The sequence below is a fragment of the Ruegeria sp. BC5 genome (genome assembly GCF_056539205.1).
Window position 1 is genome coordinate 192909 of sequence record NZ_JBQFUN010000007.1, and the last position, 13748, is coordinate 206656.

The 13748-nt window shown below is 58.3% G+C and carries 11 protein-coding genes; 3 read left to right on the forward strand and 8 right to left on the reverse strand.

Annotated features, from left to right (window positions below; genetic code table 11):
* Positions 1–7: 7 nt before the first annotated feature.
* From sstT to ACR0LY_RS16130, 4 genes are all read right to left on the reverse strand, one after another.
* The gene (gene sstT, locus ACR0LY_RS16115; protein ID WP_170350941.1) at positions 8–1237 is read right to left on the reverse strand and encodes a serine/threonine transporter SstT; all 1230 of its coding nucleotides are present in this window, start codon (positions 1235–1237) and stop codon (positions 8–10) included.
* 145 nt (positions 1238–1382) lie between these two features.
* Positions 1383–1898, reverse strand: coding sequence for a hypothetical protein (locus tag ACR0LY_RS16120; protein WP_170350942.1), 516 nt, complete (start codon positions 1896–1898; stop codon positions 1383–1385).
* Positions 1899–1936: 38 nt separating this feature from the next.
* The gene (locus ACR0LY_RS16125; RefSeq protein WP_170350943.1) at positions 1937–2404 is read right to left on the reverse strand and encodes a cysteine hydrolase family protein; all 468 of its coding nucleotides are present in this window, start codon (positions 2402–2404) and stop codon (positions 1937–1939) included.
* Positions 2405–2423: 19 nt separating this feature from the next.
* Positions 2424–2837, reverse strand: coding sequence for a VOC family protein (locus ACR0LY_RS16130; RefSeq protein WP_170350944.1), 414 nt, complete (start codon positions 2835–2837; stop codon positions 2424–2426).
* 183 nt (positions 2838–3020) lie between these two features.
* Here ACR0LY_RS16130 and ACR0LY_RS16135 point away from each other — a divergent pair, with 183 nt between their 5' ends.
* The 3 genes from ACR0LY_RS16135 to ACR0LY_RS16145 all read left to right on the forward strand — a co-directional run bounded on the left by ACR0LY_RS16135 (position 3021) and on the right by ACR0LY_RS16145 (position 9143).
* The gene (locus ACR0LY_RS16135) at positions 3021–4121 is read left to right on the forward strand and encodes an efflux RND transporter periplasmic adaptor subunit (RefSeq protein WP_170350945.1); all 1101 of its coding nucleotides are present in this window, start codon (positions 3021–3023) and stop codon (positions 4119–4121) included.
* Between the two features lie 8 nt (positions 4122–4129).
* Complete coding sequence (locus tag ACR0LY_RS16140) at positions 4130–7252, forward strand: efflux RND transporter permease subunit (RefSeq protein ID WP_170350946.1); 3123 nt, start codon at positions 4130–4132, stop codon at positions 7250–7252.
* A gap of 85 nt (positions 7253–7337) precedes the next feature.
* Positions 7338–9143 (forward strand): BCCT family transporter, encoded by a 1806-nt coding sequence (locus ACR0LY_RS16145; RefSeq protein ID WP_170350955.1) that lies wholly within the window; start codon positions 7338–7340, stop codon positions 9141–9143.
* A gap of 89 nt (positions 9144–9232) precedes the next feature.
* Here ACR0LY_RS16145 and ACR0LY_RS16150 read toward each other — a convergent pair whose 3' ends face one another.
* From ACR0LY_RS16150 to ACR0LY_RS16165, 4 genes are all read right to left on the reverse strand, one after another.
* Positions 9233–10207, reverse strand: coding sequence for a sensor histidine kinase (locus tag ACR0LY_RS16150; RefSeq protein WP_170350947.1), 975 nt, complete (start codon positions 10205–10207; stop codon positions 9233–9235).
* Positions 10204–10881 carry a response regulator transcription factor gene (locus ACR0LY_RS16155; RefSeq protein WP_170350948.1) on the reverse strand — a complete coding sequence of 226 codons (678 nt, stop codon included), beginning with the start codon at positions 10879–10881 and terminating at the stop codon, positions 10204–10206. Before ACR0LY_RS16155 ends, ACR0LY_RS16150 begins: the two co-directional genes overlap by 4 nt.
* Complete coding sequence (locus tag ACR0LY_RS16160; protein ID WP_170350949.1) at positions 10878–12443, reverse strand: DUF4153 domain-containing protein; 1566 nt, start codon at positions 12441–12443, stop codon at positions 10878–10880. Before ACR0LY_RS16160 ends, ACR0LY_RS16155 begins: the two co-directional genes overlap by 4 nt.
* 123 nt (positions 12444–12566) lie before the next feature.
* A complete protein-coding gene (locus tag ACR0LY_RS16165; RefSeq protein ID WP_170350950.1) occupies positions 12567–13565 on the reverse strand; it encodes a helix-turn-helix domain-containing protein in 999 nt (332 codons plus the stop codon).
* Positions 13566–13748: the final 183 nt, after the last annotated feature.

A 13748-nucleotide genomic window follows, 5' to 3' on the forward strand; every position in this document is an offset into this window, starting at 1 on the left:
GGGCCGCTTAGGCGGCGACTTGCTCCATCGGCAGTTTGCGGGGATAGGGATCGCCTTGCTTGTACGATCCTGCCGCGGTGAACAGCACATCGGTGGACGAGTTCAGACCGGTTTCCGCCGAGTCCTGAAGAACACCGATAATGAATCCGATGCTGACCACCTGCATGGCCGTTGCGTTGTCGATACCGAACAGGCTGGCGGCCATTGGGATCAGCAACAGGGACCCGCCCGCGACGCCCGACGCGCCGGTGGCTGCAACCGAAGCGATAATGCTTAGGAACAGAGCCGAGAAGAAATCGACCTGAATTCCCATGGTGTGCACGGTCGCCAGTGTCATCACCGTGATGGTGATGGCGGCACCGGCCATGTTAATTGTGGCGCCGATGGGGATGGTGACCGAATAGGTCTCTTCATCCAGATTCATGCGGCGGCACAGCTCCATGTTGACCGGAATATTGGCGGCCGAGCTGCGCATGAAGAACGCGGTGATCCCGGATTCCTTCAAGCAGGTGAAGACCAGCGGATAGGGGTTCTTACGAATGCGCAGGAACACGATTAGCGGGTTCACAACCAGCGCCATAAACGCCATGCAGCCAATCAGCAGCAACAGCAGCTGGCCGTAGCTGGCAACCGTTTCAAAGCCGGTTTCAGCAATGGTCGAGGCCACGATGCCAAAGATACCAATGGGTGCAACCCGGATGATGGCAGCCACGATCTTGGTGATCGCGCCATCCAGATCAGACATCAGGGTCTTGGTCGAGTCGCTGGCGTGGCGGAAAACCAGCCCAAGGCCGATGGCCCAGGCGAGAATGCCGATATAGTTGGCCTGCGCCAGCGCGTTCACCGGATTGTCCACGATCTTCAGCAGGATGTTCTTGACCACCTCTGCCAGCCCGTCCGGGGCGTCCAAAAGCTCGGGCGTGCCAGTCAGGTGCAAAGAGACGGGGAACAGGAAACTGGCGCCCACTGCAACCAGTGCAGCGGCAAACGTGCCGAGAATGTATAACATCACCACCGGCCCCATGCGGGCCTGGCTGTCTTTCTTGTGGTTGGTGATTGCGGCGCAGACAAGGATCAGCACCAGAACGGGGGCGACGGCTTTTAGCGCGTCGACAAAGAAATCACCCAGCAGACCGACGGCTGAACCAGCAGCGGGCCAGAGGGTGGCGAGAAGGGCACCGGCTACCAGACCGATGATGATTTGCGTAACCAGGCTGCCGCGTAGAATAAAATTCATCGGGACCATCCAGTTTGATTGGGGGCCTGACAGGGGTATTGTCGCTGTTCAAGCACGGTTAATTTATAAGATTGCGGCTATATGGGTCTTTTGGATCCAATTTAAACATCTGGACTTAAGAAATAGGTCCAGATTGAAAATTTCCTTATTGAGCTGCCGTCTCGCACGGCCTGACTGTGGGTGTTTCCGTGGACACGCGCTGCAGGCTCCAGGTGCAGGTTTGAACAGTTAGACCTGGCAGGTTTGGCACCTGATCCGAAGCCCAAACACTGGTCACCGAAAAACTGAATGGCGTGTTTGCAGCAGCGGGAAAAAACCGCGCAAGTTCTTTCGACGGGAAAGTGCCGCCGCAGGCTTCGAAATAGCCGCTGACCAAGGTGCCCTCGGGGTTCAGAACAACTGATCCGGTATAAAGCGAGTATTCAGCCCCAAGCTCTTGTTTGTCCGTGTATCGCAGGTCGATGGATATGCGGTCTCCGTCCTGAACGATCCCGGCGCTCATGGGGTCGGACCAGCTTGAGGGCACGCCACCCGTGGTGCTGTCACAGGCATAGCGCCCTTCGTATTGGCCGGTCAGTGAAAAGCCTTCTGCATATGCTGCACAAGGGATGGCCACAAAAATGGCAAAGGCTGTTTTTCTTAAAATGGGGTTCGAGGTCACAATAGCTCTCCTCTCCGATGCGGACAGGGATTGCGACGTCACAAAATATCCGAGTGCTTATCAATCACCTGGCCAAAATGATGCTGCCACAGGTCCACGCCCAGCTTACCGCTGCGATCCAGCGAAGACCCAACAACCGTATCGGCAATTATGGTCGGTTGCAGGCCCGCGTCAAATAGGGCGAACCCTGCGGCAAGAACGCAGGTGTCGGCCTGGATGCCACAGACCAGCACACGGTCGACTTTCCAGCTTTGAAATTGTGCGATGACTTCCGGGGGCGGGCTGTAGCCGTATTTCAGGACAATATGATCTGCCTGAACAAGGCTTTCGTCGACAGAACGTGGCTTCCACCCAATTTGCCGAAAAAAGGGAACTTTGTCCTCGTCATGGCGTTCAACGGTAGCGACCGAGGGGAATTTGGTCGCCAACAGACGGCTGCGCTCGACCAGCCAATCAGGCGGGTCAAAGCTGGGTTGGACGTCGACAACCAATACGGCCTGTTTCAATCAATACCTCCGATGCTGGCTAAACCGCTTGATGAACCTCGATGATATTGCCCTCGGGGTCGTAGAAGAACAGTTGGTGCCACTCTTTCGCGAATGCGGTGCCATAGTCCGAATACGGAATGCCGTTGTCGTCGAGCAGCTTTTTGAACGCCTCGATATCATCGGTGCGAAACGCGATGTGGCCGCGTTCGACAGGGTTGATAGTCTCACCATGTTTGAACGCGACGTCGAGGTTCTTTTCGGCCAGATGCATCTGCATGGCCCCGTCGGTGGCAAAGCGGATCTTGCCGCTATAGCCCTTGTCGTCGGTCTCATCGGGCCGAGGGAAATTCTCGATCGGGATATCGGCTAACCCCAGAACCTGAGTGTAGAAACGGTGCAACCGCTCAACATCGTCCGAGACAAAGTTGATGTGATGGAATTCAAGTTTCATGAAGGCCCGGCCTTTTGATTGGTGGTTGGCGTCAGAAAATCCCAAGAATCAGCGACAGGCAAGTCCTGTATCAAAGGGATTGATATAGCAGGGAAATGCGTGCGCCGTGACTGTCAGAAAACCGTTGCACCGTTTGGGGGATGCAGGGATAGTGAAGGGATCACAAACTACCGGGGGTCCTTGATGAACCCTACCAAGCTGTTTGTTTGCGCATTGATCCCCCTGTTTCTGCCGGGCCCGGCAGCGGCCCAGTCCGACGCGCCGCCGCCAAGTGTGACCGTCGCGCCGGTGACGTTGGAGGATTTGCAGAAAAAGGCCCAGTTTGTTGGCCGGGTCGTGGCGGATCAAAGCGTCGATCTGCAGGCCCGTGTCGAAGGGTTTCTGGAAGAGGTCAATTTTACCGAAGGCGGAACAGTTGCCAAAGGGGATGTGCTGTTTCGCATCGAAAAGAAGAAATACGCGGCCAGTGTGGACAGCGCACAGGCGGCGCTGAAAAGCGCGCTGGCCAGCGCGCAGACCGACAAGGCGGCGCTGGATCGCCAGCAGGCTCTGTTCGATAAGGGCGATGTCCCACAGGCTGTTTTGGACACGGCATTGGCAACCTATGCCGCAGGGCAGGCTGCGGTGGATGAGGCGAAGGCCGATCTGAAAATCGCGCAGATTGATTTGGATTACACGGAAATCCTCAGTCCCATTGATGGGCGCATCGGGTTGTCAGCGGTGGATGCGGGCAATTTGGTAAGCTCCGATACCGGAGTTTTGGCAACGGTTAACAGCGTTGATCCGATGATGGTGAGTTTTTACATCAGCGAGCCGGTCTTGCTGCAAGAACGCCGCAAAGGGCGCATCACGCCGGGCAACATCAAACTGACCACAAACATCAAACTGGCGGATGGGGAAACCTATGCCTCCACGGGCAAAGTCATATTCGTGGGCGACAGCGTCAGCCAGAACACCGACACGATTGAGCTACGCGCCAGTTTCGCCAACCCTGACGGCGTGCTGATCCCCGGTCAATTCGTGACCGTGGGTTTGGCCGGTTCAGAGGAGCCCAAAGTGCTGACCGTTCCGCGCAACGCTGTGCAGTTCGACAAGCAGGGTTATTTCGTGTTTTCGGTCGACGGTGACGGCAAAACCCACCGGCAGAATATCGAGATCGGCACTCAGACAGCGACCCGCACTCAGGTGTTATCCGGGCTGAAAGAAGGCGACCGTGTGGTGGTACAGGGACTTCAGAAGATACATGACGGGCTGGTCGTGCAAGCGGTCGACAGTCAGGGTTAGGGGCCGGTTTGATCGCACGCTACTTCATCGACAGGCCGCATTTTGCAGCCGTGATTGCGATCCTGATGGTTCTGTTCGGCGCGGTCTGTGTACGCCTGATCCCGATTACCGAATACCCGCATATCACGCCGCCGCAGATCTATGTGGATACGTCTTACCCGGGGGCGGACGCGCAGGTCATTCTTGAATCCGTCGCCACCCCCATCGAAGAGCGTGTGAACGGCATTCCGGGCATGTTATCGCTGTCGTCCAAAAGCTCGAATGACGGCACCTATATGCTGAACGTGTCCTTTGAGCTAGGCACTGACCCCGACGTGGCGGCTGTTGAGGTGCAAAACCGCGTGGCGCTGGCCAGTTCCGAACTGCCCTCGGCCGTATTGCAGCAAGGGGTCGAGGTTACCAAGCGGTCAGGCAACATGATTGTGGTGATCAACCTGACCTCGCCCGATGGATCGCGGGATGAGCTGTTTCTCAGCAATTTCGGTGCTGATTTCCTGCACGACCCGTTGCAGCGATTGCCGGGGGTAGGGACGGTGTCGCAATTCGGTCAGCTGGAATACAGCATGCGGGTCTGGATCAATCCGGTGCGTATGGCCGCGTTGAATATCACCGCGTCCGAGGTTGCCGACGCCATCGAGGATCAGAACGTCATCGCTGCCGCCGGACAGGTCGGGGCTCCGCCATTTGCCGAGGGACGAACCGATTTCCAGTTTAAGCTGCGGGCTGAGGGGCTGCTGCGCGATGCCGAGGAATTTGGGCGGATCATTGTCGTCTCGAACCCCGACGGGTCAGTCACGCGGCTTGAGGACATCGCTCGAATCGAGCTGGGCGCGGCTACATATTCCGGGTCGACCAAGCTGAACGGCAACGACTCGGCCACAATCGCCGTCTATCAGGAAAGCGCCGCCAACGCGCTTGAGATTTCAGACTCGCTGCGCGCCTTGATGAAGGATCTGTCGGCGAAATTTCCCAAGGGCGTGTCGTATGAGATCACCTATGACGTTACTGACGCGGTGCGTGTTTCGATCCGCGATATCATGACGACGCTGGCCCTGACGGCGGGGCTGGTGATTGCGGTGACCTTTCTGTTTCTGGCCAGCCTGCGTGCAACCATCGTACCGGCCATCGCAATCCCGGTGTCGCTGCTGGGTGCTGTGGCGCTGATTTATGCCATCGGGTTCAGCGCCAACATGATCACGCTGTTCGCTTTGGTTCTGGCCATTACCCTAGTGGTGGATGACGCGATCATCATCATCGAGAACGCCGAACGTATCCTGCGGGATGAGGGGCTGGACCCGCGTGCGGCGACCCTGAAGGCGATGTCTCAGGTCAACCGGCCGATCGTGGCGACGACCTTTGTTCTGGCAGCCGTGTTCGTGCCGGTGTGCTTCTTTCCGGGCGTGACGGGGACGATCTATTTCCAGTTCGCGCTGACGATCATCTTTGCCTTTGTCCTGTCTGCGGTGAACGCCCTGACGTTGGCACCGGTCTTGTGCGCGATGATGCTGAAAACTGACAGCAGGCCCATCGGTCCGCTGGCGATTGTTCCGGCAGTGATTGTCTGGTTACGGCGCCAATACCTGCGCCTTGTGGCGCTGATGCTGCGTTATATGGCGGTGTCGCTGCTGGTGTTTGCCGGGGCCGTCGGCGTGACGGTGTATCTGTTCAAAACTGTGCCCACCGGCCTGATTCCGCAGGAAGACAACGGCGTTCTGATGGCGTCGATGGAACTGCCGGACGGGGCCTCGTTACAGCGCACCCAGGCCTTCATGGCGCAGGTGGGTAAGCTGATCGAACAGACGCCAGGGGTTGCAGCGGTCACAACGGTCTCGGGTCATTCCATGCTGGCCGGGGGGCGTTCGAATGTGGGCATGGCCATTGTTACGCTCACCCCATGGGATCAACGCACCAGTCCGGATTTGCAGTGGTACGCCATCATGCATGGGCTTGAACGACAGCTGGCGACATTGTCAGAGGGGGTCTCATACGTGTTTCCCTTTCCAACCATTCACGGGTTGGGCTCGACGGGGGGTATCTCGGTCCAACTGCTGGATCTGGGCAAAGGCGACGGGGCACAATTGGATGCGGTAATGAACGGCTTTGTAACCGCCCTGAATGCCGCGCCCGAGTTTTCGCGTGCACATGGCGATTTCTCGGCCCAAAGCCCGCAATACAAGCTGTCCATCGACCGAGACCGTGCCGAGACGCTAGGCGTCAGCGTGGCGGATATCTTTACCGCGTTGCAGGCCAATCTTAGCTCGTACTTCGTGGACAACTTCATACTGGACGAGCGCGTCTATTGGGTGGTGATTTCAGCCGATGCCGAATTCCGTCAGACGCTGGATGACGTGGATAACATCTATGTCAAAAACAGCGCCGGAGACTCGCTGCCCGTGCGCAATTTCGTCAGCAGCGAACCGGTCCTCGCACCGGACACGATCCCGCGCTACAACCTGTTCACGGCGGCCTCGGTCAGTGCGCAATTGGCCGAAGGGGTCAGTTCGGGCGACGGAATCATCGCGATGCAGGCGATTGCCGACAAGACGCTGCCTGACGGGTTTCGGATCGACTGGTCGGGTGTCACCCAGCAAGAGGTGAAGGCACAGGGGCTTGTGCCCTTCATCATGCTGTCGGCGCTGGTCTTGGCTTATCTGTTTCTTGTGGTGCTGTATGAAAGCTGGATTCTGCCGCTGTCGATCATCACGTCGGCGGTCTTTGCCCTGTTGGGCGCGTTGATCCCATTGGTGGTATTACCGTTCCTGACCAGCAATATCTTTGCGCAGGTGGGGATGGTGCTGCTAATCGGGTTGGCCGCGAAAAAGGCGATCATGGTGGTCGAATTTGCCAATCAGCAACGTGAAAGCGGGGCCAGCATTAAGGACGCGGCCTTAAAGGCGGCTGAAATCCGGTTCCGGCCGGTGACGATGACGGGCCTGTGTTTCATCGTGGGGGTTATGCCTCTGGTTCTGTCCAGCGGGGCAGGGGCGGCGGCGCGGGTCTCGGTGGGGTATCCGGTACTGTTTGGCATGATCCTGGACAGCACGCTGGGTCTGCTTATGATCCCGGTGCTGTATGCGGCATTTCAGACCGTTCGGGAATGGCTGTCTGGGTTGCGAACTGCCAACGAGTAGTTCCCGCAAGACCTGAAAATTGTTGCAGTCTTCCGGGGTTTCTCGGATGCTGAACGGCACGGAAACCGAGGTGGGCCCACGCAAAATGTCGCTGCAAGACCCCTTTACGGATCTTAAAATCGAACGGCAGGACAGCGGGTTTTACAAGGGCTACAACCTGCCGATTGCGCTGGTCAGCAAGATCACGGTCTCGTTGCTGGTGCTATGGGCGTTGGTCTGGCCGCTGAATGCGAATGACACGCTGAGATCGTGGAAATCCGGGCTGCTGAGCGAGTTTAACGTCTTCTACAACCTCTCGGTCGCGTTGTTTGCCTTCTTTCTGTTTGTGGTTGCTCTCCTTCCTGCCACCGGGCGTATGCGGTTGGGGGGTGATGATGAGCGGCCCGAATTCACCAACTTCTCATGGTTTTCGATGATGTTCGGGGCCGGGCTGGGCGTTGGGTTGATGGTGTATGCTACGGCCGAACCGTTGGGCCTGTGGGAATCAAATCCGCTTACCATGTCTGGTGAGGTCGCCCCGAAAAGCGCCGAGGCGATTCAGGGTGCCTATCGCTATACCTTTCTGCATACAGGTTTCCACGCTTGGGCCATCTACGTGGTGACAGGGTTGAGCTTAGCCTATTACGCCTATACTCGCGACATGCCTCTGACGATCAGAACGGCGCTGACGCCGCTGTTGGGCGAGTATTCCAACGGGGTTGCGGGCCACGTGATCGACATATTGGGCGTGGTGGCGACCATCCTCGGGGTGGCGGTGACCATCGGGTACGGAGTGTCGCAGCTTGTCGACGGCGCCTTCCTGATCACCAGTGCGCAGTGGTTGATGGAAGGGGTCATGAAACCCTCGACCGCGGGTCTGATTGCGGCGCTGGCGTTGGTCATGATGATGTCGACCCTTTCGGCAGTGTCCGGCGTGGGGCGAGGGGTGAAATACCTTTCGAACCTTAATCTGATCCTGTCACTGATTCTTCTGGCGGTGTTCGTTTTCTTTGGCTCGTTTTCTTTTGCGATCAGGATCTATGGGCAGGCATTGGTGGACTATATCGTCAATTTTTTACCGCTCAGCCTGCAGGCCCATTCCCCGATGTCCCAATCCGAGTATGCCGCAGCCCTGCCACCTGATGCCGCCCCCTTCGTGGCCGAGCTGTTTCCCGGCGCAACTGATGCCTGGGACACGCGTGACAGCTTTTTGGCAGGGTTAAGCGGGGACGTGGCCGACCTGCCTGATACGACAAAGCAGGCCGCCTATGATGCAGGAACACCGGGGCGGCTGTTCGGCTGGCAATCGGGCTGGACGACCTTCTATTGGGCGTGGTGGATTGCCTTTTCCCCTTTTGTCGGTCTGTTTCTGGCCCGCATCTCGCGTGGGCGCACAGTGCGCGAATTCATCCTTGGTGCAGTGGTTGCACCGTCTTTGGTTTGTTTTGCCTGGATGACCATTCTGGGCGGCTCGGCCATTGATCTGGAACTGAACGGAGACGCCGATGGCGCCATTCTCGCGGCCTCGACCACGGCGACGCTGTTTGTGACGCTCAGCGAGATGATCTCGGGACATCTGCTGGTAATCATCAGTTTTATGTGCGTGGTGCTGACCATGACCTTTCTGGTCACGTCAGCGGATTCCGGCATTCTGGTGATGAACACGATTATGTCCGGCGGGGCCGAAAAAACCGGGGTCATGCACCGTGTTTTGTGGGGCGGATTGCTGACGCTGGTGATTGGAACCCTGCTGATGGCCGGGGGCGGCGGGCTTGAGGCATTGACCAATTCCATGATCATTGGTGCGCTGCCTTTTAGCGTGGTCTTGTTGCTGATGTGTGTCTCGCTGGCCAAGGCGATGATCAATGATCTGCGGCGTGCGCGCCACGAAGAAAACGAGACTGAAACCTAATCTTGTCTGAGCGTGACCTTCAGGGGCGCATTAGATTGGATCGACTAGCACCGTCGAGAACACTGACTGATCCTGGGAATGATCTGCGCCTATTTGGTCGAGAAACAGATCGAAAAAGCAGCGCCGTCATGTGTCGGTAGTAACGAGATATCCGCACCATGTGCCCGCAGTGTATTGCGCACGATGGACAGCCCCATACCAGTCCCGCCCTGATCGCGTTTAGTGGTAAAGAACGGATCAAATACCCGCGCTTTATTGCCGGAGGAAATTCCTGGCCCATCATCGCCAAGCCGCAGGATCACTTCGGTATCGTCTTCTGTTGCCGACAGGGTCACAACCTGCGCGCCATGTTCTTGCGCGTTGCCGAGCAATTGGCGCAACACGACCAGCAAGCCATTGGAACCAATCGGGATAATTAGATCGCCGCCGTCAAAACGCATTTCGAGAGTGGGAAAATCGCGGCACAATGCGTCTTGCACCGCGTTCAGACAGGTCACCCCCTCATGACGCGACTCGCGCGCGCGGGCTACCTGACGCATGGCGTCGATCTGCTGTTCCATCTGCACGCCCGCGCCGGCAATCTGGTCCACTAGCCTCAGGTTTTCAGCCGATAGCGTGTCATCATCGCGCAGTAATTCCGTCGCTACCCTAAGTGTTGCAACAGGCGTCTTCAGCTCATGCGTGACATGGTCCGAGAAACTGCGGATTGTGGTTTCACGGTTGCGCAGGGTTTCGGCCATGTCGATGACGCGCTGGGCGGTGGTGCCAAGCTCCTGAGTGCCAAAACGTGAGGGCGGCGAGAGGGGATCGGCGGGGTGCCGAACAACCTGCGTGGCAAAACGTTCCAGCGCAAAGATCGGTCGCAGCAATAGCCGCACCAACAACCAGCCTAGAACAGCCGTGGCCGCCGTGATGATCACCGCCAGCAAAACGGCGGCATTGCGATAGCCCAGTTCCGGTCCCAGATACCGAAACGCAACCAGCCCGGTCAGGGACAACAGCAATGTGCCGCATAGGGCGCCGCCCAGCACGAAGGCAAGGCTGGGGCGCCACTTGCGCCTCATGCCGCGGTGTCCTGAATGCGGATGCCGACACCATGCACAGTTTCGATCACCCCAGTGCAACCGGCCTGCGCCAGCTTACCCCGCAAGTTGCGTAGATGGCTGTCCAGAGTACGGTCCGAGACTTGCGACAACGCCCCCCAGACCGCCTGTATCAGCTGCGCGCGGGTGTGTACCTGACTGGGACGTTCGACCAGCGTGGCCAGCAAAGTGAACTCGGTCGCGGTCAGCGATATGGCGTTTCCGTCCAACCTGCAGACATGCGCGCCTGGGTCCAGCGTGATCCGCCCATGGGTCAAGGTCGGACTGGATCGCGACCCGGATGCACGTTTCAGGATCGCGCGCACCCGCGCCACCAGCTCACGCGGGCTGAAGGGTTTGGTGACATAGTCATCCGCGCCCATTTCCAGGCCCAGTATCCGGTCAATCTCATCATCGCGCGCGGTCAGGAACAGGATCGGAACCTCGGATCGGGCGCGGATGCGGCGGCAGACCTCGAACCCGTCCATCTCGGGCAGGCCAATATCCAGGACGATCAGATCCGGTGCTTCGCGGGCGGCGTGGGTCACGGCCATCTGGCCATCGCTGCCGGTGATCACCTGAAAGCCGGCGCGTTCCAACGCCAGACCAGCCAGATCGCGCAGGCGGGGATCATCATCAACCAACAGGATTTTCATTGCGCCTCGCCTTTGGGGTTCGCCGTAAGATAGCCATTCACGCGTGCAGTGCGAAAGTCCCATTCGCGCCAGTTCGGATGGGTTGGGGCAGGATGCACACAGCTTTGCGCCCAGTCGGGAATGTGCATGATCGGCTGTTTGGTGATCTGGGTAGAAATTGCCTTGGAGGCCGAGTGCCCCAAGCCACACAGATAGATCCAGTCGGTCCGGGGCGCAGTATCCGAATCTGCAGCACGCGACAATGTATCCGCCGCAATCAGCGCAGCGAAATTTATGAACGCACAGATGTAGAGGGTTCCCACGCTCAACATAGTGACCCGCAGCATCAACCAGACAGACGAACGCCCCCTTTGCACCTGCCAGGCCACCATGGCCAACCCAATTGCCACCAACCCCATCCAGATCAGCGCGTAGATCCGAAGGTAAGTCAGGCCAAACGCGTCGATATACAAGTCCAACCGGAACGCTGCGGACAAGGTCAGCAAAACGTTCTGTGCCAGCCATACAAGCAACAAGGGTTTCAACGCTGGGCTTTGCCCAAGAAAGGGGCGCGCCGCCAGTGCGAAGGCCCCGGCCAGCAAGGCCGTCATCAGCAGGGGGTAAGCGCCGCGATGCGCATATGTGGCGTGGCTCATACCTTCGGGCAGGGCGGCGGCGCCGAACAGGATCGAGATGTCCATGATGCTCTGCGCCGCCAGCATGAGGTTGAACAGGACCAAAGCCCTGAAAACCGACCCGGCATTCAACAGGCGTGACATGTTCCAGCTTAGGGTGGGGGCTGCCATAGGCGCATCCGGCGCGGGGGCTGTCAGGAACGGCCAGATCAACAAGGCCAGCCCGCCCCAGAACGCGATCCGGCGGATCAGCACAAACAGGTCGAAATCGACCTTAAGCACTCGGACTAAAGCATGTTCCAACACCGGATTAGCACTGATCAGCAACGCCCCAAGCACGAAGAAGCCACCCAACGGAAAGGCCCAGTTGCGGATGAGTACATGAACTATTGAACGGCCGGTTTCGCCATGTGCTACCGGTTTACGGCGCCATCCCCGAACGTGCGTTGCGCATTCCTTCAGCCCGGCAGTCGGAACCCTTTTGATAAGGCGCAATACTCCACCGGCCAGCCAGGGAAGGAGCTTGCGGTATTTGACCTCTGGTGGGATTTGCAACAACACGATCGCGCTGAGCAGCCCCGCGATCAGGAAGGTCACCGACAAAAGCTGGACATGTTCTACCAAGGGCAGAGTGGCCAGCATCAACACAGCTGAGGGCACCAGTAGTTTTGAGCGGGTGGGCTTGTTCACCCAGACGGCAGCAAAGATGCACCAAGCGAAGAGGGCCAGTGAGAGCCCGGGTTTGTGGCCCCAGAACAGTAGATCGCCCAGCAGAACAAGCAGGATCAGTGCAGTAATCCGCGGAAACCTTCGGACGCCGTCCAGCACGTTTCCCGGGGTCGCAGGCGGGGGCGTTGGGTCAACCGACGTGCCACTTTCAATGGCCAGCCACCAGCCATCATGGGCAAGTGAGCGGGGCACCCCCCGGATTATTAGTTCATTGGGCATATCAGCCTCCTGCTTGAGTTTCCTCAAGATTGCAGGGGCAGATCGCAGAACCTTTGCAGCAGTTGTGCAGAATTCGTGCAGATTGGCCCGGACCTACGGGCCCGGCAAGGGGTGTCTGGCAGGTTAGTGCAGCGCGCCGTGATCCCTAAGTTCTCCGGCAAATCGGCAGCTGCGAACGGCCTCGGGCGTGGTGGAATACTGCGCCCTGAAAGCCCGCCCCAGGGCAGAAGCTGATGAAAACCCGGTTGCTGTTGAAATCTCAAGCTGTGGCATGTCGGTATAGCGCAGCAAGCTGTAGGCGCGCTCAAGCCGCAGCTCGCGATAGGTGGTTAACAATTTGACACCCGTCTTGTTTAGAAAACGTCGCTGCAATTGACGGGTCGAGGCCCCAAGCGCCTGCGACAGGTCCGAAATTTTCAGCGGGTCTTCGACATTGTTCAGCATCTTTTCGATCACCTGCCGGACCATCGGATCAGCCCCGGACCGTTGGATCAGGCGGTTGGCCAACTGGCTTGCACAGCCGCGTTTTGGTTCGGTCAGGCCAATGTAGCCGCGTAGACTTTCGGCTAGATGTTCACCGTGGTCCAATGCTACGAATTCCGCCAGCAGGCGCAGGGCGCTCAGTTTGGTCGCGGCACTGTGTACCCGCCCATCGGGTGATTTGTGCGTGGGTTTGTGACAGTCGGCAAGCCCGATCTCCTGTGCTGCGGCCGAGAAGTTCGGATGGATGGCGGCGAGGGGCTCATCAGCCTTCGCGCTGTGCGCCAGCAGCAGAGCAGCCCCCCCGACCAGAATGGAGCGTGACGCCAGATTCAGTATCTGCGCAACGCGGGTCTTGTCCTGTCTGGCGCAGTGCCAGGGTTTGTGAATGTCGCCCCAGAAAATCGCAGTGCGACCCGCCCAATACAGGGGGTCGCCAGTAAAGGCTTCGGATGTTTTCCGAATGGTGACGGCATAGGTGTGGTCTTCGACAAGATCATTCAGAGCATGAAAAAACTCGGTAACCATTTCGGCCGAACCTTCGGCCTCGGGATCGTTTAGAAAAACGTCGATACTTCGCAGCCGTTCAGAGGCCGTTCGGGCCAACTGTACGTGGTTGTTGCCGAGGACATAGTGTTTCATTTCTCCTCCCCCTGCCTGATTTGGCTGCGTTGTTTTGGTCGGTGTACCCCCCGCCTTTTGGCGGGGGGTGTGATTTACTCAGCTGCGTCGAGGTATGCGTCCATTGGTGGGCATGTGCAGACGAGGTTTCGGTCGCCATATGCGTTGTCGACGCGGTTGACGGGGGACCAGTATTTGTCGACG